This window comes from Methanobrevibacter sp., assembly GCF_045120835.1.
Lineage (GTDB): Archaea > Methanobacteriota > Methanobacteria > Methanobacteriales > Methanobacteriaceae > Methanocatella.
Genome location: NZ_JBGVFE010000016.1, coordinates 12,294 through 38,233, shown reverse-complemented (window position 1 = coordinate 38,233; position 25,940 = coordinate 12,294). Strand labels below are relative to the sequence as shown.

Annotated in this window: 25 protein-coding genes, 1 tRNA gene and 1 pseudogene; 13 read left to right on the top strand and 14 right to left on the bottom strand. The window is 40.5% G+C overall.

The window, feature by feature from the left end; translation table 11 throughout:
• A pseudogene (locus ACJMLO_RS02025) lies at nucleotides 1–750 on the top strand (phosphoglycerate mutase); the annotation flags it as partial.
• Nucleotides 751–759: 9 nt separating this feature from the next.
• The gene (gene glmM, locus ACJMLO_RS02020) at nucleotides 760–2,097 is read left to right on the top strand and encodes a phosphoglucosamine mutase (RefSeq protein ID WP_405293418.1); all 1,338 of its coding nucleotides are present in this window, start codon (nucleotides 760–762) and stop codon (nucleotides 2,095–2,097) included.
• 61 nt (nucleotides 2,098–2,158) lie between these two features.
• Here glmM (ACJMLO_RS02020) and ACJMLO_RS02015 read toward each other — a convergent pair whose 3' ends face one another.
• A complete protein-coding gene (locus ACJMLO_RS02015; RefSeq protein WP_405293416.1) occupies nucleotides 2,159–2,326 on the bottom strand; it encodes a rubredoxin in 168 nt (55 codons plus the stop codon).
• A gap of 158 nt (nucleotides 2,327–2,484) precedes the next feature.
• Between ACJMLO_RS02015 and glmU the strand changes: the two genes are divergently transcribed.
• From glmU to ACJMLO_RS01990, 5 genes are read left to right on the top strand one after another with little or no spacing between them, the layout of a single operon-like run.
• The gene (glmU, locus tag ACJMLO_RS02010; protein WP_405293414.1) at nucleotides 2,485–3,768 is read left to right on the top strand and encodes a bifunctional sugar-1-phosphate nucleotidylyltransferase/acetyltransferase; all 1,284 of its coding nucleotides are present in this window, start codon (nucleotides 2,485–2,487) and stop codon (nucleotides 3,766–3,768) included.
• An 11-nt stretch (nucleotides 3,769–3,779) separates the two neighbouring features.
• Nucleotides 3,780–4,262 carry a gamma carbonic anhydrase family protein gene (locus ACJMLO_RS02005; RefSeq protein ID WP_405293412.1) on the top strand — a complete coding sequence of 161 codons (483 nt, stop codon included), beginning with the start codon at nucleotides 3,780–3,782 and terminating at the stop codon, nucleotides 4,260–4,262.
• A 3-nt stretch (nucleotides 4,263–4,265) separates the two neighbouring features.
• A complete protein-coding gene (hisC, locus tag ACJMLO_RS02000; RefSeq protein WP_405293410.1) occupies nucleotides 4,266–5,366 on the top strand; it encodes a histidinol-phosphate transaminase in 1,101 nt (366 codons plus the stop codon).
• Nucleotides 5,366–6,070 (top strand): anaerobic ribonucleoside-triphosphate reductase activating protein, encoded by a 705-nt coding sequence (locus ACJMLO_RS01995; protein WP_405293408.1) that lies wholly within the window; start codon nucleotides 5,366–5,368, stop codon nucleotides 6,068–6,070. The genes hisC and ACJMLO_RS01995 overlap by 1 nt, the downstream gene beginning before the upstream one ends.
• Nucleotides 6,071–6,083: 13 nt before the next feature.
• Complete coding sequence (locus ACJMLO_RS01990; protein ID WP_405293406.1) at nucleotides 6,084–7,220, top strand: tetratricopeptide repeat protein; 1,137 nt, start codon at nucleotides 6,084–6,086, stop codon at nucleotides 7,218–7,220.
• A 150-nt stretch (nucleotides 7,221–7,370) separates the two neighbouring features.
• On the opposite strand, the gene glmM (ACJMLO_RS01985) is transcribed toward ACJMLO_RS01990, so the two are convergent.
• The 4 genes from glmM (ACJMLO_RS01985) to thiC form a co-directional block, all read right to left on the bottom strand.
• Nucleotides 7,371–8,735 carry a phosphoglucosamine mutase gene (gene glmM, locus ACJMLO_RS01985; protein WP_405293404.1) on the bottom strand — a complete coding sequence of 455 codons (1,365 nt, stop codon included), beginning with the start codon at nucleotides 8,733–8,735 and terminating at the stop codon, nucleotides 7,371–7,373.
• A 63-nt stretch (nucleotides 8,736–8,798) separates the two neighbouring features.
• Nucleotides 8,799–9,197: an exodeoxyribonuclease VII large subunit gene (locus tag ACJMLO_RS01980; RefSeq protein ID WP_405293402.1), complete on the bottom strand. Its 399-nt coding sequence runs from the start codon at nucleotides 9,195–9,197 to the stop codon at nucleotides 8,799–8,801.
• 87 nt (nucleotides 9,198–9,284) lie between these two features.
• A complete protein-coding gene (locus tag ACJMLO_RS01975) occupies nucleotides 9,285–10,943 on the bottom strand; it encodes an ATP-dependent DNA ligase (protein ID WP_405293400.1) in 1,659 nt (552 codons plus the stop codon).
• The gene (thiC, locus tag ACJMLO_RS01970; protein WP_405293398.1) at nucleotides 10,943–12,217 is read right to left on the bottom strand and encodes a phosphomethylpyrimidine synthase; all 1,275 of its coding nucleotides are present in this window, start codon (nucleotides 12,215–12,217) and stop codon (nucleotides 10,943–10,945) included. The genes ACJMLO_RS01975 and thiC overlap by 1 nt, the downstream gene beginning before the upstream one ends.
• Nucleotides 12,218–12,431: 214 nt before the next feature.
• Between thiC and ACJMLO_RS01965 the strand changes: the two genes are divergently transcribed.
• Both ACJMLO_RS01965 and ACJMLO_RS01960 read left to right on the top strand, forming a co-directional pair.
• Nucleotides 12,432–13,286: a methanogenesis marker 8 protein gene (locus ACJMLO_RS01965; protein ID WP_405293396.1), complete on the top strand. Its 855-nt coding sequence runs from the start codon at nucleotides 12,432–12,434 to the stop codon at nucleotides 13,284–13,286.
• Between the two features lie 9 nt (nucleotides 13,287–13,295).
• Nucleotides 13,296–13,955 (top strand): PolC-type DNA polymerase III, encoded by a 660-nt coding sequence (locus tag ACJMLO_RS01960; RefSeq protein WP_405293394.1) that lies wholly within the window; start codon nucleotides 13,296–13,298, stop codon nucleotides 13,953–13,955.
• 194 nt (nucleotides 13,956–14,149) lie between these two features.
• Here the strand turns inward: ACJMLO_RS01960 and ACJMLO_RS01955 are convergent, their stop codons facing one another.
• The gene (locus ACJMLO_RS01955; protein WP_405293392.1) at nucleotides 14,150–16,345 is read right to left on the bottom strand and encodes a CDC48 family AAA ATPase; all 2,196 of its coding nucleotides are present in this window, start codon (nucleotides 16,343–16,345) and stop codon (nucleotides 14,150–14,152) included.
• 311 nt (nucleotides 16,346–16,656) lie between these two features.
• The gene (locus ACJMLO_RS01950) at nucleotides 16,657–17,967 is read right to left on the bottom strand and encodes a prephenate dehydrogenase (protein WP_405293390.1); all 1,311 of its coding nucleotides are present in this window, start codon (nucleotides 17,965–17,967) and stop codon (nucleotides 16,657–16,659) included.
• A 60-nt stretch (nucleotides 17,968–18,027) separates the two neighbouring features.
• On the opposite strand from ACJMLO_RS01950, the gene ACJMLO_RS01945 reads away from it, so the two are divergent.
• From ACJMLO_RS01945 to ACJMLO_RS01935, 3 genes are read left to right on the top strand one after another with little or no spacing between them, the layout of a single operon-like run.
• Nucleotides 18,028–19,089 (top strand): mRNA surveillance protein pelota, encoded by a 1,062-nt coding sequence (locus tag ACJMLO_RS01945; RefSeq protein ID WP_405293388.1) that lies wholly within the window; start codon nucleotides 18,028–18,030, stop codon nucleotides 19,087–19,089.
• 55 nt (nucleotides 19,090–19,144) lie between these two features.
• On the top strand, nucleotides 19,145–20,107 hold the full coding sequence (locus ACJMLO_RS01940) for a cell wall biosynthesis protein (protein WP_405293386.1): 963 nt from the start codon (nucleotides 19,145–19,147) through the stop codon (nucleotides 20,105–20,107).
• 4 nt (nucleotides 20,108–20,111) lie between these two features.
• The gene (locus tag ACJMLO_RS01935) at nucleotides 20,112–21,161 is read left to right on the top strand and encodes a glycosyltransferase family 1 protein (RefSeq protein ID WP_405293384.1); all 1,050 of its coding nucleotides are present in this window, start codon (nucleotides 20,112–20,114) and stop codon (nucleotides 21,159–21,161) included.
• Between the two features lie 5 nt (nucleotides 21,162–21,166).
• Here the strand turns inward: ACJMLO_RS01935 and ACJMLO_RS01930 are convergent, their stop codons facing one another.
• Nucleotides 21,167–22,468 (bottom strand): FAD-dependent oxidoreductase, encoded by a 1,302-nt coding sequence (locus tag ACJMLO_RS01930; RefSeq protein ID WP_405293382.1) that lies wholly within the window; start codon nucleotides 22,466–22,468, stop codon nucleotides 21,167–21,169.
• 78 nt (nucleotides 22,469–22,546) lie between these two features.
• Between ACJMLO_RS01930 and ACJMLO_RS01925 the strand changes: the two genes are divergently transcribed.
• Nucleotides 22,547–22,819, top strand: a complete 273-nt coding sequence (locus tag ACJMLO_RS01925; RefSeq protein WP_405293380.1) for a HypC/HybG/HupF family hydrogenase formation chaperone — start codon at nucleotides 22,547–22,549, stop codon at nucleotides 22,817–22,819.
• Here the strand turns inward: ACJMLO_RS01925 and ACJMLO_RS01920 are convergent.
• The 6 genes from ACJMLO_RS01920 to tfe all read right to left on the bottom strand — a co-directional run bounded on the left by ACJMLO_RS01920 (nucleotide 22,816) and on the right by tfe (nucleotide 25,890).
• Complete coding sequence (locus tag ACJMLO_RS01920; RefSeq protein ID WP_405293422.1) at nucleotides 22,816–23,331, bottom strand: amino acid-binding protein; 516 nt, start codon at nucleotides 23,329–23,331, stop codon at nucleotides 22,816–22,818. The two genes, ACJMLO_RS01925 and ACJMLO_RS01920, sit on opposite strands and share 4 nt — an antisense overlap.
• Nucleotides 23,332–23,445: 114 nt before the next feature.
• Nucleotides 23,446–23,520: transfer RNA gene (locus ACJMLO_RS01915), tRNA-Ile, on the bottom strand.
• A gap of 102 nt (nucleotides 23,521–23,622) precedes the next feature.
• Nucleotides 23,623–23,907, bottom strand: coding sequence for a metal-sulfur cluster assembly factor (locus ACJMLO_RS01910; RefSeq protein ID WP_405293378.1), 285 nt, complete (start codon nucleotides 23,905–23,907; stop codon nucleotides 23,623–23,625).
• 58 nt (nucleotides 23,908–23,965) lie between these two features.
• Nucleotides 23,966–24,877, bottom strand: a complete 912-nt coding sequence (locus ACJMLO_RS01905) for a DUF5591 domain-containing protein (protein WP_405293376.1) — start codon at nucleotides 24,875–24,877, stop codon at nucleotides 23,966–23,968.
• Between the two features lies 1 nt (nucleotide 24,878).
• Nucleotides 24,879–25,370, bottom strand: coding sequence for a TIGR00295 family protein (locus ACJMLO_RS01900; RefSeq protein WP_405293374.1), 492 nt, complete (start codon nucleotides 25,368–25,370; stop codon nucleotides 24,879–24,881).
• A 1-nt stretch (nucleotide 25,371) separates the two neighbouring features.
• On the bottom strand, nucleotides 25,372–25,890 hold the full coding sequence (tfe, locus tag ACJMLO_RS01895; protein ID WP_405293372.1) for a transcription factor E: 519 nt from the start codon (nucleotides 25,888–25,890) through the stop codon (nucleotides 25,372–25,374).
• Between the last annotated feature and the right edge of the window lie 50 nt (nucleotides 25,891–25,940).

Sequence of the window (25,940 nt, the reverse complement as noted above, 5' to 3'; positions counted from 1 at the left end):
GATGCAGACCCTAAGGTTGAAGGCAACAAACCTAAAGAGGTAAAGGCACTTGACGATACTCCCGAAGCGGCAAAAACCGCTGACATCTTAAACAAGCTTGTTGTCAAAACATATGAGATGGTAAAGGACCATCCGGTCAACCTGAAAAGAATTGAAGAGGGCCAGCCTCCTGCAAACATAGTCATTCCCCGTGGGGCAGGTGAAGTTCCTGTTGTCGAGTCACTGAATGAAAAATATGAGGTCAACTCCGCATGCATTGCTGAAACCGGTTTGATTATGGGAATCGGAAGATTTGCGGGAATGGACATCATCGAAATGGAAGACGTAACCGGCGGAATTGATACAAACCTTGACAATATTCGTGATACAATCATCGACCAGGTCAAAAATTCAGACCATGACTTTTTCCTGATAAACATAGATGGAGCCGACGAAGCGGGCCATGACGGCCAGACAAAAGAGAAAAAGGAATTCATAGAAAAGGTTGATGAAGTTGTGATGAGCGAACTAATCAAGCTTGAGGACGTATACATTTACCTGACAGCAGACCATTCAACCCCAATATCCGTCATGAACCATTCAGGAGATCCTGTACCTGTCCTCATCAGAGGTCCTGAAGTCAGAACAGACGATGTTAAGGAATTTTCCGAAAGGGCATGCGCAAAGGGAGGACTCAACAGAATCAGAGGATCAGACGTAATGAATATCATGATGGACTTGATGAATTACGCTCATAAATTCGGTGCATAGGTGAGGAATATGGTAGCAGAAAAACTTTTTGGAACATCCGGAATCAGAGGAAAGGTAGGCTCAGAAGTAACATGTGAGCTTGCATTGAATGTTGGTAAATCCCTGGCATATTACTTGGGAAATCAGGGTAGCGTAGTGATTGGATATGATACCCGTACGACAAACAGGATGCTGGACCAGGCAATCACAGCAGGACTTTTGGAAAGCGGAGTCGATGTGGTCAAGATCGGTATGGTTCCAACACCGCTGGTTGGATATGCTACCGAAAAACTCAATGCCGATGCCGGAATCATGCTCACCGCATCACACAATCCCTCACAATATAACGGAATAAAGCTATGGAACAGGAATGGAATGGCATACACTTCCTCACAGGAACGTGAAATCGAGGAGATATATGCCGAGAAATCATACATTTCAGTCAGCTGGGAAAATGTCGGTAAATTAAGTGTAAATGAAGAAATCAAAGGCAAGTACATTGATGATTTGGTCGGCATGGTAGACATCAAAAAAGGCCTTAAGGTTGTAGTCGACTGCGCATCCGGTGCAGGAAGCGAAATATCACCGTTAGTATTTAGAAAGGCAGGATGCGAAGTGACAACATTGAATTCACAGCCTGACGGATTTTTCCCTGGCCGTAACCCGGAACCTAATGCGGAAAACCTGCAGACATTGATGAAAACCGTTGTGGCCATTGGGGCAGATTTGGGAATTGCCCATGACGGGGATGCCGACAGGATGATTACAGTAGACGAAAAGGGTAACATTTCACCATTCGACTCACTTCTGGCATTGATATCTAAGGAATTTGATGGTGACATCGTAACAACAGTCGATGCGGGATTATGCATGGACGAGTCCGTAAAGGGCGAAGTTCTAAGAACTCCTGTAGGTGACGTCAATGTTGCCGAGGTCATTATCGAGAAAAATGCGGCATTTGGAGGGGAACCTTCAGGAACATGGCTGCACCCTGATTTCTGCATGTGTCCGGACGGCATATTGTCCGGTTTGAGAATGGCAGAAATAGTTTCAAGGGACGGCAAGCTGTCTGATTTATTGGCTGAAATTCCGTCATATCCAAATATCCGTGAAAAGATAACATGTTCAAAAGATGCCAAGGTCAATGTCATGGAAAACATGGAAGGCCTGTTGATGCAATCATTTGACGATATAGTTGAGGTAAACTCCCTTGACGGCGTCAGGCTGACATTTTCCGATGACAGCTGGGTGCTTGTAAGGCCGTCAGGAACCGAGGACTATATTAGGATAACCTTGGAATCACGCAGTGAAAAACGTGCAGAGGAAATCAAGGATATCTGTGTTAAAATAATTAATGAAAACCTATAGAAGAAAAATCTTTCTTCTAAATCAATTTTTTTTTAAAAAAAGTAAAAATGAAGAAGAGTATCTATTCTTCTTCAGCGATAAATGCGTCAACACCTAATGCTGCGCATTCTGGGCAACCCCAGTCCTCTGGCATGTCTGCAGGAGTTGCTCCAGCAGGAATGTTGTATGCAGGGTCTCCTTTTTCGGAATCGAATCTGTATTCGCAGTGTAAACAAACATATATAGTCATTTTATTATCTCCTTTATAGTTTTGCTATTAGCATAGCTAATATGATTCTAGTTTATTGTAAGTATTATTTAATAATTTTCATTGGTTAAACAAAATTAATTTATAATGGAATGATTAAACATATATTATTATTAGATAATTTTTAAGGGGAAAATTAAATGAAAGCGATTATTTTAAGTGCTGGTGAAGGTTCTAGAATGAGGCCATTAACACTTACAAAGCCTAAGACCATGTTGCCAGTTGCTGGAAAGCCAATTATTCAATATAACATTGAATCATTAAGGGACAATGGAATTAAAGATATTCTGTTAATAGTAAGATACAAAGAAGAAATGGTTCGTGATTATTTTGGAGACGGCAGTGAATTCGGAGTTAACATCTCTTATAAAAGGCAGGAAGATTTTCTAGGCACTGCAAATGCTATAGGATATGGTGAGGACTTTATTGAGGACAGCCTGATTGTTTTGAACGGGGACATTATCCTGGATAACGAAATCATCAATGAAATCATCAAGAAGTACAACTACCTCAAGCCCGACACTCTTATGCTTTTAACTGAAGTGGCAGACCCTTCTGCATTCGGTGTAGTTGAAATCGAAAACGGAAACATTAAAAACATTGTGGAAAAGCCTAAAAAAGAGGAAGCTCCAAGCAATCTTGTCAATGCGGGTATTTACGTATTCAACAATGATATTTTTGACAAGATTTCAAAAACAGAAATTTCAGAACGTGGCGAATATGAGATAACCGATTCAGTTTCACTCCAGATTGCCGACGGCAAAAAGGTGATTGGACACACCACCAACAAGGATTGGATTGATGTCGGAAGGCCTTGGGAGCTAATTGAAGTTAATGAAGAGTTAATCAGTCAGCTTAAAACTGAAATAAAAGGAACAATTGAGGAAGGAGCCCATATACACGGCGAAATATTTCTGGATGAGGGAAGCATAATCAGGGCAGGAGTCTACATAGAAGGAAACGTATACATAGGCAAAAACTGTGACATCGGTCCGAATTCATATATCAGAGGCAATTCTTATTTTGGAGACAATGTTCACGTTGGAAATGCGGTTGAAATCAAAAATTCAATCGTCATGGAAAACACCAACGTCAGTCACCTTAGTTATGTTGGAGACTCAGTTATCGGATCTAACTGTAACATAGCTGCAGGAACCAACATCGCAAACCTGCGTTTTGACAACCGTTCAGTCAAAACCAAAATCAAGGACCAGATGATAGACAGTGGAAGAAGAAAGCTCGGATCCATTATCGGTGATGCCGTAAAGACTGGAATCAACTCAAGCTTTTCACCTGGAGTAAAGGTGGGCCACAATTCCACTATAGGTTCTGGGGTTTTGTTGTATGATGATGTACCCTCCGATACAAGAGTATTGGTAAAACAAAATCATATTATACAAGATAAAAATAAAATACACAAATAAACGGCGATATTATGGAAAATAATAAAGACTCTATTGTAATATGCCCCGGTGCACAGGTAATTGGTGACGTTGAATTAGGTGAAGATGTGTCAATATGGCACGGAGCCGTTGTTCGTGGAGACACTGATTCCATAAGGATTGGAAACAGGTCCAATGTTCAGGACAATTGTGTCGTCCACTGTACCAAAGGTTTTCCGGTTGAAATCGGTGACAACGTTTCAGTCGGACACGCTGCAGTCATTCACGGTTGCAGATTGGATGACAACGTTTTGATTGGAATGAATGCGACCGTCCTGAATGGAGCGCACATTTCCAAAAACTCAATCGTTGGAGCGGGAGCTGTAGTAAGCGAAGGAAAGGAGTTCCCTGAAGGAAGCCTGATTTTGGGCGTTCCGGCAAAGGCGGTTAAGGACGTTTCTCCAGAGCAAATCGAAATGATTCAAAACAATGCTGACAATTACGTAAAACTTTCCAAACAATATAAAGAAGACTAGATTATGAAAGCAAGACAAATTGTAGAAGAAATGGACTCCTATGTTCCGGGAAGATCTCAGGATGAGATTGCAGAAGATTTCAACCTGAAAAAGGAAGACATCATAAAGCTGGGTTCGAATGAAAACCCATGGGGCCCATCTCCAAAGGCCATGGATGCCATTCGTGAGGAAATCAATTCAATCAACAGATATCCCGAATCTCAGTTGCATGAACTTGTTTTTGAAATTGCCGAGTATGCGGGAGTTGAGCAGTCACAGGTAATCATAGGTGGAGACGGTGCCGATGAAATCATTGATGTTCTTGCAAAGACATTCATCGACAACGGCGATGAATTCATTGTTCCACTGCCTTCCTATATGTATTATGAATATCTTTTAAAGCAGTATGGGGCAAAACCGGTTTACGCAAGATGGGATCTGGATGAAAACAGATTGGACGTCAACTCAATCTTTGATTCAATCACTCCCAAAACAAAAATGATTTTCCTATGCAGCCCCAACAATCCTACCGGAACTCTGATTGAAAAGGAAGTGCTGATGGATATCGCTTCCAGAAACCCGGATATTTTAATCGTCATTGATGAGGCCTACTTTGAATACTCAGAAGTTACAAACAAGGACCTGATCAATGAGTATGATAACATTTTCATCATAAGAACAATGTCCAAGGTGCTTGGCCTTGCAGGCATGAGGATAGGATATGGCCTTGCATGCGAAGAGATTATTGAGTATATGCACAGAATAAAACCTGTATTTTCCCTTACAAGATTATCTTTTGTTGCGGCACTCAATACATTCAGGGATAAGCACTACATTGAAGAGTCAATCAGAAAGGGAATCGAGTCAAGGCAATTCCTTTATGATGAGGTTTCAAAGATTGACGGATTGGAAGTATTCCCTTCAAAATCAAACTTCATGCTGATACGCGTTGAAGGCACAGGATTTACGGCAAGCGAACTTGCCCTGGAACTTATGAAGAAAGGAATAATCGTAAGGGACTGCACTTCATTCAAGGGTCTTGACGAATACTGGATTAGGATAAGCATCTGCACCCTTGAAGAGGATGCGAAATTTATTGAAATATTAAAAGAGGTTTTAAGCTAATGTATGTAGGCGGCAGCGTTATCTCTTCAGTTGAATTTCATGGAAACATGTCTCTGGTCATTTTCATGTCAAAATGTCCGCTGGCATGCAGATATTGTCATAATGTGGAACTGATAGAGGATAACACCGAAAAGTCTTTTGAGGAAATCATGCATGAAATCGATTCTTCAGTTGATTTTTTGGATGCCGTTGTAATTTCAGGCGGCGAACCGCTAGTTCAGACAGATGCAGTCATCGAAATATTAAAGTATGTACGCCAGATAGGCCTAAAAACAAAATTGGACACAAGCGGAATATATCCCGACAAGCTTCACAAAATTCTTGAGATGGGCTTGCTTGACTATGTTTCCCTTGATGTCAAAACTACATTTTCAAAATACAAAAAAATCACAGGTGCCAATGTCGGCTTCAATGTTAAAAAATCAATGGAGCTGATCAATCAGGCAGGTGTGCACCTTGAAATTAGAACTACTTTTGTCCCGACTTTACACACAAAAAAGGACATTAAAAATCTTGTCGACGAAATAGAGGCTGAAGTGTATACAATTCAACAGTTCAGAAATAAGAACGTGCTTGACCCGGAACTGGAAAAGGTCGAAGTTCCAAATCCTCATGACCTGATTGAACTGGCCCGTGAGATTAAGCCATACTTCAACGGTACCGTCAAGGTCAAGTCCGCAGAATTCGGAGAGCAGGTCGTTTAAGGAAGGTGTTCGGATGCCAATTTTGTCATTTTCAAGCAATGATATAGATGTTATTACAGGTAAGAAAACCCGTACAATACGTAAAGCATGGAAAACACCGCTTAAGGTTGGTGACAGACTATACTGTTACTGGAATCTTGTTTCAAAGGAAAAGATGAAAATTTTTGAAGCTTTCGTAACCGGTGTTGAAAGCATTCCGTTCTCAGAGATTCAGGACAATGACGAACTTGCCCGTCAGGAAGGATTTAAGGACTCCAAGGACATGTTGAGAGAATTCAAAAAGATGTATGGGGGACGTATAGATCCTGATGAGGAATTCCAGATTATCTATTTTGAAAAGATTCACATTGACGATTGGAGAGGAGACAAGATTGATGAAAAGGCCATGATTACCAAAAGGGCTGATATCCTGTTTGACAGCGGTAAGTTCGACAAATCGACCATGTGCTATGAGGCGGCACTAAGGCTGGATCCCCATGACGTTTACCTGTTGAACAAGCAGGGGGATAACCTCTCAAGGCTTGGAAGGTTCATGGAGGCAATAGAGTGCTATGACAAGGCATTGGACCTGGAACCTGACAACATTTACATTTTAAACAACAAGGCAATTGCCCTTTTGAACTCAGGCAACATCAACGAGGCTTTGAAGGTAAGCAACATTGCATATAACTATCGCCCAAGCAGTCCGATTGTCCTTTACTGGAGGGGCTTTATCCTGGAAATGCTTGGAAGGTATGATGATGCCCTCAGGGTTTATGACAAGCTCATAGTCATTGATGGGGAAAATCCCGAGGTTTGGAATTCCCGTGGAAACCTTCTAACAGATATGGGAATGCTTGAAGAGGCCATAGAATCCTTTGACAGGGCTGTTGAGGTATGTCTGGACGATTCGGAAATGGATGCCTCAGCAATCAACAGGATGGGAAATGCCTACATTGATTTGGGAAAATTCGATGAGGCTTTGGAATGCTTCAACAAGGCAATATCCTTGGAAAAATATAATATAGACTTTTTGTTGAACAAGGGTGTTGTTCTGATGGAATTGGGAAAATTCGAAGAGGCGGTGGAAAGCTTCAATATGGTTTTGCTTAGAAGCCCCGACAATGAGGATGCCTTTTTCCTAAAAGAAGAATGTTTGGAATACTTTTAATGTAGACTGCCCTATTCACATTTCTGTTTTTAATCAGTCAAGTCATGTATATTAAAAGTAGCTATTATCAAATTAATTTTTTTTGGTTAAAGTATGGTTTTAATCAACTCTAAATGTAATTAAAATAAAAGAAAAAATGAAGGGGTTTAATTATTTTCTGTACTTTTTAATTAAACTTATTCCCCAGTCAGTCATCTCGTCAGCCTTGTCCTGTGAGTCGGACTCGGCAAAGCATCTGAAGATCGGTTCAGTTCCGGATGGTCTGATAATTACCCAACCGTCATCCTTTAAGATTTTAACTCCATCTGTTAAATCCAATTCAAAATCTGTGGTTGTCTGAATCTCTTCTGCAATGCTGTTCATGACGAATTCCTTTTCATCGTCCGGACATTCGATTTTCATCTTGCTTGCATAGTAAACCGGCAGTTCAGCCACTAACTCGGACATTGGCTTTTTGGATTTTGCAAGAATTTCCAGGATTTTGGCTACAGTCATTACTGCGTCTCTTCCATAGACAAAATCAGGGAAAATCAAACCTCCGTTTTCTTCTCCGCCGAACAGGCCGTCTTCATCCTTGAGCTTACGGGCAACAAGCAAGTCCCCAACTGCAGTGGCTATTACCTCGCCATTGAACTCATCTGCAATGTCATAGATTGCCTGGGAGGTTGCAACGGTGGTTACGATGATTCCTCCGTCGTTTTCCTTAAGCATCTCACGTTCAACAAGGGTGAATGTCTTGTCTCCCAAAACGAAGTTTCCTTTCTCGTCAATGCAGATGGTTCTGTCAGCATCTCCGTCATGGGCAAGACCGATATCAGCATTCAATTCCTTAACGACGCTAATTAGTTCCTGAAGGTTTTCTTCAATAGGTTCAGGGTTACGGCCAGGGAAAAATCCGTCAGCCTGTGAGTTAAGGGTTGTAACATCGCATCCAAGCTTTCTAATCAGGTATGGAGCAGTATAGCATCCTGCACCGGAACCGCAGTCAACAACAACTTTCAGATTTGCTTTCTTAATCGCTTCGGTGTCCACTTTAGAAACTGCCTCATCGACATATTCATCGATTATTTTGTCATTGTGATAGATTTCGCCGATTTCAAAAAATTCCACACGATCAGGTTCGCTGTCAAAGTATAATCTTTCAATTTCAAGCTCCATATCATCCGGTATGCCTATACCGTCCTCATCCAGGAATTTGATTCCATTATATTTTGGAGGATTGTGTGAAGCGGTAATCATTACTCCGCCATCATAGTACTTGCGAACTGCATACTGAACACCTGGAGTTGGCAATATTCCCAAATCCACTACATCACATCCGCTGGACAGTAGTCCGGCAGTAACGGCCTGCATTAACATTGGTGAAGTTGTACGGGTATCTCCACCGACCGCAACGGTTCCCTTTATTTGTGTTCCATAACAAGCAGCAAGTCTTGTGGCAAATTCAGGAGTTAAGACATCGTTAGCTGTTCTTCTAACTCCAAAAGTTCCAAATAATCTTTTTTTATCAGACATATTTAAAATTCCTATAAAATTTATATAGATTACATTTGGATTTTGACTAATAAAAATATATTGTTAGTTAACAATCCGCAAACTGTCGCCACTTGATAAAATCAGTTCCATTTCGGAATTGTACTGGGTAACTGTTCCGACAACATTCACCTTGCGGTTTTCAAAATCCTCAATGTCAAGATTTTTTGACTGTATTTCGGCCACCTGGCTTTCAAAAATGATCAATTGGATTTGGGCCTCACCATCGTTGATGGTTAAAAAATAGCTTGTCTTTGAACTTGACTGGGCCACATCCGTAATCACCCCTTGAATTCTGACCTCTTCATCTATCATTCCACGGTTAATGTCCTTGATGTCGACTTCTTTAACTTCAATCGTTGGCGTAAAGGCTATAAGGCCAATTATTCCAATAAGTGAAGTTACCAATGCTATCTTCAGTAACTTGTCATCTGTAATTTCCATACTTTCATAATTGTCCTTTGGAATTTAAATAGATGATAGGATTTTTCAGCGTCAAATTGCTTTCATTTGCCAATATTGACCTGAAATCTAGTTTCCGGTCTCATACATTGAAAGCAGCCTTTCAACAGTGTCGGCGTCCATCGGACTTTTGTCCTTACGTATATTCTTAACAACCGGGAATCTTAATGAATAGCCGGTTTCATATTCGGGGGATTCGACGATTTCAGAAAATGCAATCTCCATGACTATTTTCGGCTCCACCTTGATTTCACGGCCCTTTGTTGAAATTTCCAATTCCTTCATCTTGGCTGTCAGATATTCTAATGTTGCATCGTCCAGGCCTGTTCCGACCAGTGCAATGCTTTTGAAGTCATCATTTTCATCCCTGAGTGCAACCAGATAGGACCCTACAAAATCTCCACGTTTTCCGATGCCGTATGTTCCCCCAACAACGACCATGTCAAGGGTTTCGGGTTCTGCCTTGTACTTGAGCATCTTTTTGCCTCTGAGGCCCGGTATGTACGGTTCACAGCAGTCCTTGATCATGATTCCCTCGTGACCCTCATTGATTGACCATTCAAAGAGTCCCTGAATCTCACTGATGTTGTCTGCATTTCCTATTTTCATTGTGCTCAGGTTCATCTCGTCGACTGATGTGTCGACAATGCTTTCAAGGGTCTTTCTTCTAACCTTCAGAGGTTCGTCAATCATCGGCACCTTATAGTACATTACATCAAAGAGATATACTTTTAGCGGAACGTTTTCCATAGCCTCTTCCACGTTATGTTTTCTTCGAACCCGGTGCAGGACATTCTGGAACGGCAGAGGTTTGCCGTTGCGTGTGGCTATCACTTCCCCTTCCACAATGTAGTCTTCGTGAGGCAAATGCTCGTTAAACAATTCAACGATTTCGGGCAATGCATGAGTGATGTTTTCTAGTCTGCGGGTGAATATTTTGATTTCATCACCATTTCTGTGCACCTGCAGTCTTATTCCGTCATATTTTGTATCGCACAATGCACATCCCATTTCAGGAATGATTTCATCCAAAGGAGGCGCCAGCTGTGCAAGCATAGGCTTGACCGGTGTTCCCGGTGTCAGGTTGAGCTTTTCCAGACCTGCACTGCCCTGTTCCTTTGCGGTTCTTGCAACAACCGAAAAGTCATTGGTAAGCATCTGTGCCCTTTCGACCACTGCCTTGTCGATATCGAATGCCTGGGCTATTGCATCCCTGACCACTCCGTCACCGACACCGATTCTCAATTCCTCTGTAATTGTACGGGTAAGGTATTTGGCTTCGGTCGGGCTGGCCTGGCTTAGCAGCTCAAGAAGAACTGCAATCTTGCGGTTTGTTGACCTGGAACCTGAAATCTGTGAGAGCTTTCGAAGGCTGTTGAAGACGAAATCGATTGTAAGGGGCTGTGAGAAAAATGTCACCTGTGACTTTTTGGCGTATAGCCTGATGCATGCAAGGCCGATGTCTCCCTCATCACGCACAGCATCTTCAACTGCTGATTGTGTAGTTCCGACAGCTTCGGCCACTGCCCTTTCAACCAATTTTCCTCCAATACCGATTTCTTCTGAACTCCATGCGGGAAAAACCGTTCCCAGGATTAAAAGTCCTACCTTTTCAATGGTGTCGGAGTCCAGTTTTTTGAGATACTCGGCTATGATTTCAGTCTTTTCAAGTCTTTTTGTTGTGGCCTCAAGTGCTGAGTAAACGTCAACGAGTTCCTGATATTTCATTAGAAGTCTCCTTTAGCTATTTTTACTGCGCAATATTCTCCGCACATTGCACACATCTCATCATCGTCAAGTTCGCATTTGTCACGGTATTTTCTTGGTTTTGATTTATCGAGAGCCAAGTCAAATTGCTTTTCCCAGTCAAATTCCCTGCGTGCCTTTGCCATTTCCTTTTCGCGTTGCCATGCTGAAGGAAGGCCTTTTGCAACATCCGCCGCTTCGGCAGCAATCTTTGATGCGACAACACCTTCCTTGACGTCCTCCAAACTTGGAAGTGAAAGATGTTCTGCTGGGGTTACGTAACACAAAAAGCTGGCGCCTGCAGTTGCGGCTATTGCTCCTCCGATGGCTCCGGTGATGTGGTCATAACCTGGAGCAAGGTCAGTAACCAGCGGGCCCAAAACGTAGAATGGGGCTCCGTGGCATATGGTCTTTTGGATTTCCATGTTTGCCTTGATTTGATTGAGAGGCATGTGTCCTGGACCTTCTACCATGACCTGGACATTGGCGTCCTGTGCCCTTTTTACCAGAGTGCCCAGATTGACAAGCTCTTGAATTTGAGGGATATCGCTTGCATCTGCCAGGCATCCTGGTCTCAATCCGTCTCCCAGTGATAATGTAATGTCGTATTCGTAGGATAATTCGAGCAGATAATCGTAATTCTCATATAATGGGTTTTCCATTTCATTGTGGTTTATCCATGATGCCATGAATGTTCCTCCACGGCTTACAATTCCCATCATGCGGTTGGCATCTTTAAGCTTTTGAACCAGGTCTTTTGTTATTCCGCAGTGGAGGGTCATGAAATCAACGCCTTCCTTTGCCTGATTTTCAATGGCCTTGAAAATGTCATCAGGATCCATGTCAATGATTTCCTTGTTTTTGCCCAATGTGACGACGCCCGCTTCATAAATCGGCACCGTACCTATACAAAGGTCCACTGCATTCATTATTTCCTTTCTAAATAATTTCAAATCGGATCCTGTTGACAGGTCCATCAGTGCATCCGCACCGTATTCCTGTGCCAGTTTTGCCTTGTCGATTTCCAGATTTATGTCATCAATCTTTGATGATGACCCTATATTTGCGTTGACCTTTGTTTTCAGGCCTTCCCCAATTCCGCAGGGCTTTGAATGTCCATTGACATTTTTTGGAATTACAGCCAATCCCTTGTCAATAAGTCTAGCTAGTTTATTTACATCTATATTTTCATATTCCGCAACATACTCCATTTCGGGAGTGATGTTGCCCTTTTGCGCTTCACTTTTTTGAGTCAATTTTATCCCTCATAGTTTGACTAATCATTAATAATTATGATAATTTCTAATATATAGAAGTTTTTCTTTAATATTAATCTTTTAATGTAATTTAAAATATTTCAATGTTTAAATGTCCATATTGACATCAGAATCGCTTTTGAATATTAATGGTTGTCTTTATTTGCAAATCTTTTTTTATAGGGGTTTTCAAAATATTAACAATGGTGATAAGATGGTTCAAGATAGACATATCATAGAAACACTTGGAAAAGTTCGTGTAGTAATTGAAAACGGTGAAATTACAGAGGTCGGCGAATCCGAAATGAAATACTGTCCAATGTTTCACGCAATGCACAAAGTCGATGAATTGAATGAGGAATTCATCAGAAAAAACATCAATTTCAGAATAAAGGATTTCGGTATGTGCACTCCTGAACGGGTCATAGAGATGGATGATTTGGTAACCGTCGGAATATCAGAGATACTGAAAACCAACATTGAGAAGGGAAACATCGACTGTGTTGTTGGAGCATGTGACGGTGCAGGAACATTGCTTATGACCAATCCCCGTGTCGTACAGGGTGTCGGCGGAAGGGTATCCGGCCTTGTGAGCACAACACCAATTCCTGAAGTAATCGAGAAACTAAAGCAGAAGGACTGCATTATCCTGAATGAGGAAACCGCAGAGCTGAATCAGCTGGAAGGGTTGAAAATCGCTCTGGATAAGGGATATAAAAATATTGCAATTACCATTCTGCCGTCCCCGATGGTTGAGGAAATCCGGAATTATCCTGTAGGGGATGATGTGAATGTCTACATATTCGTGGCCCATACGACAGGAGCCAGTCCTGATGAGGTTGAGATGCTGTTTGAAAATGCGGATATTGTAACGGCATGCGCATCCAAGGCAATTTCAGAGTATGCCGATGCAAATAGGCCGTATTATTACGGAGTGAAGGTTCCCATATTCTGTGCCAGCGAAGACGGCCGAAGATTCCTGGACATCAGACTTGACCATATTGGAAAACCATTAACCACTAATGAATATCCAAGGGATAAAAGCGACGCACCACATAAACTGCTTTAACGTGTTAATATGAAGGTTATATATTTTGATACAGAAACAACAGGTCTTGAATATGAAAGCTGTCAGATTATAGAGCTGGCGATGCTGGTTGTTGAAGATGGCAGAATCGTTAAGGAATACGACAGGTTCATTAATATTGAGAAGGACCTGCCTGCAAAAATCACTGAAATCACGGGAATAACTGATGAGATGCTAATAACAGAAGGCGTAAGTGAAGGAGAAGTTGCAAAGGATTTGAAGGATAATCTAACTCCTGGGACCTTAATGATTGCCCATAACTGTCAGTTTGATTTGGCGTTTGTCAACTTTCTGCTTAAAAGGCATTACCCGTCTGATGAAGTCGATGACATTCTGGATAATTTGGACTGGCTTGATACCTTGACCGTAGTTAAGGACAGGATGAAGTTTCCTCACCGATTAATCCATGCCGTAAGACATTATGGCATTAAGGAAGTTAACTTTCACAGGGCAATCGATGATACAAAAGCATTATATGATGTTACTCAGGCATTGAAAGAGGAACGTAATGATTTGGATGAGTATGTCAATATTTTTGGGTATAATCCTAAATGGGGAGTTAGCGGTCCCAAATTTTCGTTCATTAAATACAAAAGACAATATTTCCATAATTCCATGGTTAATCCGGATCATATTCTGCCTAAAATGTAATGCTTTTTTAGATTCAATCATTGTTTGAAAAATAGAGGTTGATGGGAAGATTCCATATCTTCCCAAATCGGTAGAGAAATTTTGTAAATATAATGGAGGTTTGGGAAAGATTTCTGTATCTTTCCCTCAATATGGTTAGAAATTAAATAATAATGAATGGAGGAAAAAAGGAAGAAAATTATGGGTTTTCTTCCTTACATGTACTGAACTAACTGTTCTTCGTTTTCATGTTTTGGCTTGACTTTATCGATTGCTTCTTTAAAGTATTTGTATGGAATTTCACTGGCTTCCAGATCATCTCTCAAGGCAAGCATTGCTGCTTCCCGGCATACTGCTTCAATGTCTGCTCCGACATATCCTTCAGTATTTTTGGCTAGTTTTTTAACATCAACATCACTGGCAAGAGGCATTCCTTTGGTGTGAACTTCAAAGATTGATACTCTTGCATCTTCATCAGGCTCTTTGACCTGAATGTGTCTGTCAAATCTTCCAGGCCTCATGAGTCCGGCATCCAAAATGTCCGGCCTGTTGGTTGCTGCAATGATTGCAACATCTTCAAGCTCTTCCAAACCGTCCATTTCAGTCAGCAATTGGTTTACCACTCTTTTTGTCACGCCGCTGTCAGTATCATTTCCGCTACGGGCGCCGGCTATTGCATCTATTTCATCGAAAAAGATCACTGTTGGTGAAGCCTGTTTCGCTTTTCTGAATACTTCACGAACGCCTTTTTCTGATTCTCCAACCCATTTGGACAGGAGTTCCGGACCTTTCACTGAGATGAAGTTCGCTTCACTTTCACTTGCCACTGCCTTTGCAAGCAATGTCTTACCTGTTCCGGGAATGCCGTATAATAATGTTCCTTTTGGAGGTCTGATTCCCAGACGTTGGAATGTTTCAGGATGTTTTAATGGCCATTCGACTGCTTCTTTAAGCTCCTGTTTAACGTCGTCAAGTCCACCTACATCGTCCCATCCGATGTCCGGAATTTGCACCAGGACTTCCCTTAATGCGGAAGGCTGTATCTCTTTTTGTGCTGTTTTGAAATCGTTTCCTGTTACAACGATCTTTTCCATGACCTCTTTTGGGATTTCTTCGTCATTTTGAATTTCAGGCAATATTCTTCTGACTACTCTCATTGCCGCTTCTTTACATAATGATTCCAAATCGGCTCCTACAAAACCGTGTGTGGTATTTGCGATTTTATCAAGGTCAACGTCCTCTGCAAGAGGCATGTTTCTTGTGTGAATCTCAAGAACCTCTTTTCTCTCTTCGGAGTCAGGCACTCCAATTTCAATTTCACGGTCAAATCTTCCAGGTCTTCTTAAGGCGGGATCAAGTGAATCCGGTCTGTTGGTTGCACCGATGACTACCACTTGTCCACGGGATTTAAGACCGTCCATTAAAGTTAAAAGCTGAGCAACGGTTCTTCTTTCAACTTCACCATTGGTTTCTTCCCTTTTTGGAGCGATTGCATCAAGTTCATCAATAAATATGATTGAAGGGGAATTTTCCTCTGCCTCTTCAAAGTATTCTCTGAGGTTTTCTTCGGATCCTCCAACGTATTTGCTCATGATTTCCGGTCCGTTGATTGCGATGAAATGCGCATCACTTTCACTTGCCACAGCTTTTGCAAGCAGTGTCTTACCGGTTCCAGGAGGACCGTGCATGAGAACCCCTTTTGGAGGTGCAATGCCTAATTTTTCAAACAGTTCAGGTCTTTTAAGAGGAATTTCAATCATTTCCCTTACTTTTTTGACTTCCTCCTTAAGGCCTCCGATGTCCTCGTAGCTTACGTCAACGAGGTTTCCGACTCCTTCTATTTTGCTGACGTCAACAGGAGTCTCGTGCAATTGCACTTCGGTATTCGGACCGACTATAACAATGTCTTTCGGATTGGTGGAGATTACTGCAAACTTAATTTCCTTCATTGCAGGGGTAAATTCCATCAGTTCATCGAATATGCTGTTGAAGCCCATGCCCATTGGCCTTGGGGCTCTGATTTGTGATCCGATTATATCGCCTTGAACCATGACTTTTCCGGCGAATAGGCCACGGACATCTCCCTGTACACGGATGTTGTCTTCAGTAGGAGCAAGCACCACTTTTTTTGCTTCAGTCGCTTTTGCTTTTTTGACTGTAACTTCTCCACCTATTGTGGCACCGGAATTTTTACGCACAAGGCCGTCAATTCTGATTACTCCAAGGCCGATATCAGTTTGTGAAGGAAGAGCGATAGCTGCAGTTCTTCTTTCACCAACAATTTCTATTAAATCTCTTTCATGGATGCCTAAATCATCCATGACATTCGGATCAAGTCTTGCGACACCTTGACCCACATCCTTTTGTGAAATTGCTTCTGCAACTTTTAGTGTAATTTCATTTTTTGCCATAATATCATCTCCATTTGGCTGTGAATTGTAATTGTAATGTTTGTCAAAAATCTTTTTGTTACTTTTTGTAACTTTATTGACAAAGATATCTGTGTATGTTTTACTATATAAAGGTTTCGGTTTTAGTGATTTTTCAAAACCCTCTAAAAATAAGTATTTTCAAAATAGCAAGATTAATTCTTCTCAAATAATTCTGAATTCAATTTAAAAATTCATTTCAATAAAAAAAGTAATAATTAAAGTGTTATATCGGATTTTAAAATTTAATTACTTTTAGACACTTTAATATTTGTTCGTTTTAAATAAAACAATTATCTGATGACTCCGCCAAAACCTGTGAACAGTTCCTTGACTCTTGCAATGTCCTCTTTGGACATTGCAGTAACCTCAAAGGTCAGGCTGATGAACTTCTCGTCAATTTGGGGGCCGGTATATGCATCGGTCAGCTTGATGTCAATGATATTATCCAGTTTCATGACAGTATTTTCAATGGTTTCAACATGGACATTTTTGGGAAATACGCAGCTGATGTATCCGGTCTTTTTAGGAGTATTGTCGAGTTTCCATTGATATAGTTCGTTTGGAAGCAGAATCCTGATGTTTGCAATGCGGAGTTTTTTGGTTTTGTTTCCATCTCTCAATATGGCAGTCTTGCCGTCTATTTCCTCAAGAATTCCGACATGGATCTTTCCGGAGTAGATATGCTTCAGACCCACTTCCTGGCCAATGGAATCATTTAAATAATTGTATTCATAACTCAATGCACGGATTGCCTTGTCACTTCTACCAAGCGCATTTGTAATGTCGCCCATATGTTTTGTTGCCTGAAGGGCTATTTCCATGAATTTTTCATCATCCTTGTTGTTGATTGCATCTCTCAGCTCCAAAACCGCTTCGGCAAATGTATTTCTGATTTTTGGCCCGTTGCTGTTTCTTGATTGAATGTTGTAGGTAAGGTACGGATTCTGCGATACGATACGGGCAATCATATCAATCATGAGATTATATATTGGACTTTCATAGTCTTCGGTTTCTGACAGGTCAACTTTCAGCTTTTCGATTGCAGATGCGGTTGAGATAAATGAGAAGTGGGTTAGAACCTGCACTATGCTCATCATGAAATCATGCTTTTCGGCGCTGGTTTCAATGATTCTCATGTTCTTGCCTGCAAGGTAATCATAGACTTTAGGATACCATTTTCCTTTCTTTTCGGCAGTCAGGACGATTACCTGGTTGGTCAAATCAGTTGTTCTTGGGCCGAAAACTGGGTGTGTCGGAATATACTCCACACTCTCGGGCAGGCATTCCTCCATGGTTTTTGAAGGCTCCTCCTTTACGCTTGTAACGTCAACCATCAGCGATCCGCTTTTCATAAATGGGGCGACTTCACGAATAACGTTGGAAGTGTGCTGAATCGGCACTGAAATTACCAAAATATCACTTATATTTGCAAGTCCCGCATTGGACTCAATATAATTGACATTCAACTCATTTGCAACAGATCTTCCCTTTTTATGGTCCCGACCGGTAATGTATACTTCAAACTCATCTCTAAAGTAGTAAACGAGGGTTTTTCCCAAACCGTCACTACCACCAATTATTCCGACATTCATTTTAATCATTAATTATTTTAATTTGTAACTATATAAATCATTAACTAGAAAAAATTATTGTGGATAGTCATGAAGATTATAAAAGAAGATGAAAAAGAGGCAATTGTCGAGGTGGTTCCTGAAACATTGGATGATTTGTGGCATCTATCTCACATTATAGAAGTTGGAGACAATGCATCATCCAAAACAACACGTAGAATTCAGGACAATACTGGGGATAAGCTTAGAAGTGACAGAGGAGTTAAGAAAACATTTTATCTGGGGTTGGATATTGAAAACATATCATTCCATTTATTCACAGGTAAATTGAGGCTTACAGGAATCATTACAAGAGGTCCCGAAGACCTGATACCTCTCGGCTCACACCACACTCTTGAGGTAAAGCTCAACACTCCACTCACAATCAAAAAGCCAAGATGGCCAAAATGGGCAATCAACAGATTGAACCAGGCAATCGAGGCATCCAAAAAGTTGTCTGCAATTATTGTGGTTCTGGAAGATGACTCTGCAACATTGGGTTTGATGAGGCAGTTCGGAATCGAATATTACGGTCCTATCAAGGGACATGTATCAGGCAAAAGGATTATTGACAAGAACAGGCAAAAAAATATTGTGCAGTTCTATGAGAAGGTCATAGAGTCAATAACTAAATTCGATTCAATTCAAAACATCGTCATTGCCGGGCCGGGCTTTGTCAAAAACGATTTTTATGACTATTTGAAGGACAAGCATCAGGACTTGGCAAAAATTTCAATCATCGAATCCACAGGTTCGGGAGGCAGAAACGGAATTTCTGAAGTTCTCAAAAAGGGAACCGTTGAAAAGCTAACTTCAGAAAACCGTGTGGCACTGGAAATGGGCGCCGTCAATAATCTTTTAACAGAAATCGGAAGGAATTCCTCAAAGATTGCATATGGTATTCGTGAAACCCAAAATGCAGTCAATCTGGGTGCCGTATCTCAATTGCTGGTTCTTGACAGTCAGGTTCCAAACAATAACATGGGGGAAGCCATGGATATGGTTGAGAATATGAAGGGAGAGGTCATGGTAATCAGCAGTGAACATGATGGCGGAAAGCAGCTTGAAAGCCTTGGCGGTGTGGCGGCAATTTTAAGATATGAAATAGCTTAAATATTTAAATAATATAAAAAATTAAAAATTATATAGTTAGATTTTAAGTGATAATATGATGTATACATCGATATTTTTTGCATTATTATTTGTTTTCATTGTAACTTTGATAGGTACAGGAATTCTGGATATAATTTTCAGATTTTTGGGAAAACGGGGATATCTTGGAAACCTGTATCCGAATGTAAGGGGAGGAATTCCACGTGCAATTGGTGTGGTTCCTTTTATAATTCTTTCCTTTTACATGCTGCCGGGTTACAATAACCTGATTTTATTTATTGGTATTTTTGCACTTATCGATGATGTCCTGGGAAGAAAAATGTCTCCTTTCGGCATTGAATGGGGTCAGCTGTCAAGAGGCATTGGAATAATTCTGGTAATGATTGTCGGATTTATGGAAGGTCTGGGCTTTGCATCAATATTCATAGCACTTATGGTTCAGCCGTTGAATATTGCGGACATGCAGCCGGGATCTGCATGTATCGTAACCATGATAATGTCCATGCTTGCGATTTTTGCAATGGTTATAGTGGGTTCACCTGATGCATTCGGTCTTCCTGCAATCTATACTCCATTATTAATATTCGTAACCTGTCTTGCCTACTCTCCATTGGACTTTTCAGGAAAAATCATGTTGGGGGAAGTCGGAAACCATACGTTTGGTGTGGCCCTTGGAATTGCCTATTATGTTCTTGGAGGATTCTGGGCGGTCATCATATTCGGCATTATAACAACCGCACTGATTGCATTTGTCAGAAGAAACAACCTTAGAGTATTCTTCAGACAGCAACTGAGGATTCTTAATCCGACATTCGGGGATTACTTTATGGATGTGCTGACAGGAGGAGGCCTTGGAGATTTGCTGAGAAAATGGATTCTGAAAGACAGGCAATATGACATCAGAAATCCTCTTCTGATTTCATTAGGTTTTAGAAGGCTGCTGTTCAACCCTCATGCACGTCATCCAAAGAAATATGTTCCAAACGATTACATTCCTCGTTTAGGTAAAGGAGAGTGAAACTTTGAAATGTCTGTTCATTGTTACAGGTAGAGGATTGGGCGGTGACGCAATGACTGCCTTAAATACGATGAGAGCACTTGAAAAAAGGGGAGTTCAATGTGAAATTGCTCTTGACGCCTCTGCTCATGGTTCTTTATTTGAAAAAAACGGTTATCAGTGGCATAGGATTTCCGTTCCTCATGCCGGAGGCCATTCAGCCACCAAACTGTCTGCGCTTAAGGGCGGAGTTAAGTTATTCATGGCCACTTTCAAGGCAAGAAGCCTTATTAAAAAATTGGGCGTTGATTTTGTTGTTGGTGTTTTGGGTGGTGGAGCTATTGTCGGATCACTGGGAGCAAAGGCAGCAAGAAAACCGGGATTCTCTTTAATTTCAACACCGCTTGACTCAAAAGTATGTCCTAAATTCAATAAATGTTATATTCTTCCTGAACTTGACAAGTTCAGATGGGAAAATCTGCCTGACAATATGGAAAAGTCATTTTATCCTTTAGCGGACAATATGGATGATGGGGATGCACAAGTTGCCCTGGAAAAGCTTAAGGAATATTCCAATTTTGATGAAAATAAAAAGACAATCGTATTTTCATCCGGTTCATCAATTTTTAAAGGAATGATTGATGGAATCAATCTTGTAGCCGACCACACCGACGAATATAATCTTGTTTTGGTTGGTTTGCCTTTGGATGATGAATATTATGAGCTGATCGATGAGGATAAAATCATTTATGCAGGATACATCAATTGGATAAACCATCTTTTCAAATTTGCCGACCTGACAGTATTGACTGATGACGGCGTTTCTCTTGAAGAGGCATTCACCAATGGAAAGCCAATTGTGGCCCTTACCCGTGTAAAATGGGGAAGATACCAGAATATGGCTGGTGTATTTAAGGGGGCAATGATTGAGTCTGAAGTCAGTGATGTTTGTGAAAGCATTGATGAGGCATTCAGAAACTATGATTCCCTGCAGGAAAAAGCCTTGGTTTATGGCCAGCAGTGTTTGAATGCCGCCGATGATTTGGCGGACAGAATTTTAAAAGAATTGGAATAGTGGCATTATAGCCACATGTTTTTTATTATTTTGTAATTTGAGTCGGTTGACGGATGAACTTCAAGAAATTCTCCGTAGTCATCAAGGTCATAGTCCATTCTCATCAGATAGGACAGGTATGCCACATCACCTGCAGAAGATGGTGAGACTGAATTGATTCTGTTTATCCTATTTTTGTTTTTGTCAAATTCAACTTCAGTGTATCCGGTTTCACCGTCAAGTATGCGCCAGAAGGATTGCGGACCGGCAATTCCCGGAATTCCAATCAATGCCTTGTCATCATCGCTCAAGTCACTTTTTTCATTTTCAACAAAACTCACTTCCATGTTCAGACTCAATGTCTGAGGAATGCAGTGGTAGCCTACTTTATTTGGATAGTTTGCCATATTCCTTGCAGCTGTGATGCCCTCCATTCTAGCTACCGGTGTCAGCTGATAACCTCCGGTAACGTCACCTGCAGCATATACATTATCCGCAGTAGTTTTCATCATTTCATCAACTTTAATGGTATTGTCAGGATTCAGTTCAACAAAATCCTTTGCAATTTCACTGTTTGGAGTTCTGCCTGTTGCAAAAAATGGAATTCCCTCCAGTTCTTTGCCGTCTTCAGTTAGCACTTTGTTCTTGAATGCTTCTTTGACATTGGTGTTTTCATAGATATTGATGTCCTTTAGGATATGCTTTAAAACGTATTTTTTTGTGGCGTCGCTTATTTCCTTTAGAATCTGGCTTCTTGCAAGAATATTGACTTCGCTTCCAAGTGTTGAGTAGATATTGGCAATCTCGCAGGCAATAATTCCTCCTCCGATTATGTTCAGCTTTTCAGGGATATCATCGAGTTTCAGAATGTCCCTGTTTGTTAAACCGTATTCCTTGCCGGGAATATCCGGTATGAATGGACGTGCGCCGGTTGCAATTAACAGATTGTCATATTCTAAGCTTTCATTGTTGACGGTAACAGTATCTGCGTCAATGCTGGCTTCACCATAGATAATATTGTTTCCAACACTTTCATTTTCCATCTGGTTGAGCTTTCTGAGCATTTCCTGTGTTTCAACGATTTTTTCAACGATCTTTTCATAGGACAGTTCCATTTTGCTTTTTAAAAATCCATGGCTGTTGAATCTCTTGTTCAAATCAATGAATTTGGTAATGTCAGTAAGTGCACAAACAACCATGCAGCCTTCATTCAGGCAAGTTCCGGCTATATGATTTTTTTCAATTAAGGTAACGTCTTCGCCTAATTTTCCAAGTTCTAATGAGCCTAATCTTCCTGCGGGCCCTGATCCGATAACAATATTTTTCATTTTTACACCACTTTAGATAGTTTTATATAATACTAACATTTAATATTAATTATATATAAATTTTGGAGAAAGATAGTTATGTGTATTGCAGCGCCTGCTCAAGTTCTTGAGATTAACAGGGAAGATAATTGGTTGATTGCCGATTTCGGCGGAGCAAAACAACAAGCAAAATTGGACCTCTTGCCTGAGGTGGAAATTGGCGATTATGTTTTAATCCACGCCGGATATGCAATAGAAAAATTATCTGAAGAAGCAGCTAAAGAATCTTTAGAAGCTTGGGAAGAACTCTTGGATATTCTTGAAGAAGAAGATAAAGAAATGGAAAAAGCAAGAATGGAACATTTTAATTAATAAATTGACACTCTTGTTACTCCTTTTATTTTTAAAAATTCGTTAATCAATTCACCTTGCACCGGTTTTTCGGTGATTATTGTCAGTAGGGGATTGTCCTGAAGTTCAGTATCTTCAGCATAAGCCTGTCTGATACTTATTCCTTTTTTTGCAATTAATTCTGTAGTGCTTGCAAGTATTCCTTCGCTTTCGGATCCCACTTCAATTTCAATCACTCCCAATTTGAGATTTTTGGCGATGTTTTTTAGAAGAGTTCCTGCAGGCACTATATTGCTGAAGAGATTGAACAATTCTTCATCCTCTTTAATCACTTCAATGGTGGATTTTATGGCACGTCTGTCAACATCGGCTGAAGTGGCCAATGCTTTGTCACTTATTCTTAAATTGCCGCAGTATACTCTACCGTCTTCACCAATGGAGAGACCAAGCTCAATCATCTTTTCTACAACTCTTAATCTTGCAGGGTATTTTTTGAATTTTTCATTGACTTTTTCCCACATTTTAATCATCATTCCTACTTTTTGTACATTCAAGTTATTATTTGTAGAATATGTTATATAATAATTTCTAAAAAAAGTCGATAGAATTGTCAGGAAATATGAAAAATCTCTAAAAATAGTAAGCAGTAGGCTAGATGGGATTCGAACCCATGACCTCCCGGTTATCAGCCGAGCGCGCTAACCAAGCTGTGCCACTAGCCTATAATTATTGTGTGACAGTTATCTGTCAACACTAATACTTATGTTAATTGCTTATATATAACTGTTTCGGTTATATGGGCAATTAATCAAAATTTTAAAAAATTATTTGTTAATCATTTCGTTAATAGCTTCGGACATCGCATGTCCTTCAACTGTAATGATTACTTTTTCAACGCCTTCAACGTTTTCTGCTCTGATTTTGGCATCAGCAGCAATACGGGTGATACTCATACAACCTGGATTGGTTGGTTTAAGTGTAATTTCAGCTTGATCGCCATCAACAGCAATATTTTGTACAATGCCCATGTCCACAATACTGATTCCCATGTGAGGGTCATTAATTGGAATTAGGGCCTCTTTAATATCGTTTACTAATTCTTCTGACATATATTGTCTCCTATTATTTGTAGTTATAATTATTACCAAAGGTTATTAATATATCTTATTATTTTTTTAGGCGATGTTTAATTTTCACGCCAATTCCATTGTCGCATTCCTCCATCTCACGACCGGTCATCACGGCCTTGCCGACACCGACAACAGTATCGTCACGAACAACAACGACTTCGTCGTTTGGAATGATTTTATGGTCTGCCTTTTCAATTCCCGGTGCAAAAACGGTATTGGTTTCAAGATCAAAATCAATGTTGACGATATGGATTCCCAAGTCTTTCAATATTTCTCCGCCTGGGAGATTCAGTCTGAACAGCCCGTAATCCTTATTCAGCAATGCTAGTTGCGTGCCGTTGGAGAGTATTCTTTTGTGATACATTCCTTTTGTCTTAACGTTGTCCGGAATAAATTTTTCTCCAGCTTCACCAAACTGGAACTTGGCAATGGACCTTAATTCGTGCAAAGTTTTCTCTCTTCTGTTGATTCTTTGGTGATTTTTTAGTTCCATTCTTAAATTGTAAAGTGAATCCGGTGAAGTCGGACGTTCATTTGCACATACATTGACAAAATCATCGACATATGCCTCACAGGACTCCAGATATCCTCCTGCAAGATTGGCAACTATTTTTTTACCTTCACAATATCTGGCTATCAGCTTTCCGCTTTCTTCAATTTCGTCTGCGGACCAGGAACCAGTGGTACTTACATCATAAGATTGGATTGGAAAGGTATTTTCAAGCTCTCTTGGACAGATTCCAAAAGGGGAAGTCACTATAAGTTCCTGAAATGACCTTGTCAGTTTTCTAAACTTCTGATGTGATTTGGAATTGGAATATGGTTTTTTCATACTGCATGGCAGCAAAACAACGGTATCTCCGAGGGGTTTCATCATTTCCATTCTCTGTCTCCACCTAACCGCTTCCGGACGATATAGGGACTCTTCACTTGAACATATTACCTTCATATTACTCCTCAAAAGCTTTAATTAATTCATCATCAAGTTTTTTTAATCTTTCAATGTTGTCATCACTGTCTTCAATGGTTCGCTGCCATTTTTCAATTACAAAGTCAATGTCAACTTCTCGAGTTCCGCTAACCAGATTGTCCGCATGAGCCACAATCTTTTCTTCTAAAGTCTCGGGGATATATGATTTTTCGGGAAGTCCAAGTTCGACCGCTTCCTCGGCAGTGATTCCGGCGCCGATATGCCTTTCGATAATGTTTAGCACATCAGCGGAATATCCGTATTTCTTTGCTATTTCCACTCCTTCAACAGCGTGGGTGATGCCATGGGTTTTTGACCTTCCGATATCATGGAGCAATGCGCCTTTGCGTATTAGCTCTTCATCCACGTCATCAAAATTAGCGGCTATTTTCATAGCCTTTCTATAAACTGCTTCACAATGTTCAATGACATTCTTTGGCGTATTTTCCTTTTCAAGTAATTCAATTTCCATTTTATCTATTTTTTTCACTAAAGGATTTAAAATTACTTTCAACCATTTTAATGTCTTCTTTGAGTTGTTTTATGTTGGCAGCATTATCCTGGAATTCCAATTCTTCACCGCATACAGGGCATAGGAATTCATAATCTGAGGAATCATCAAAATCAAGTCTTACATGGCCCTGAGGGCATAGGAAAAACATGTTGTTTTCCTCACGTTCCAATTCATCATTCAACATTTTCAAATAATTTTCGGAATCTTTTATGATGCGGTTGATAACTTCTTCTTTTTCAAATTTCCAAGAATAAGTAAACCATTGTGTTTCGGGGTCTTTACTCCTTTTATAACTGGCCAATCCCATATCGTAAAGTCTATAAAGGATTTTTCTAACGATATTCAGTTTGATTCCTGTTTTATTGGCAATTTCCTCGTCGGTTTCAATACCGTCGATTAATGCTTGAACAATAGGTAAATTGCTTTCATCTTCAACAACATTGGTTAATAAGGTCTTTACTAATGGATCGTCTATCATTTGATTTCCCCTAACACATTTTTAAAAAGTAAAATATAAAATTGATATTA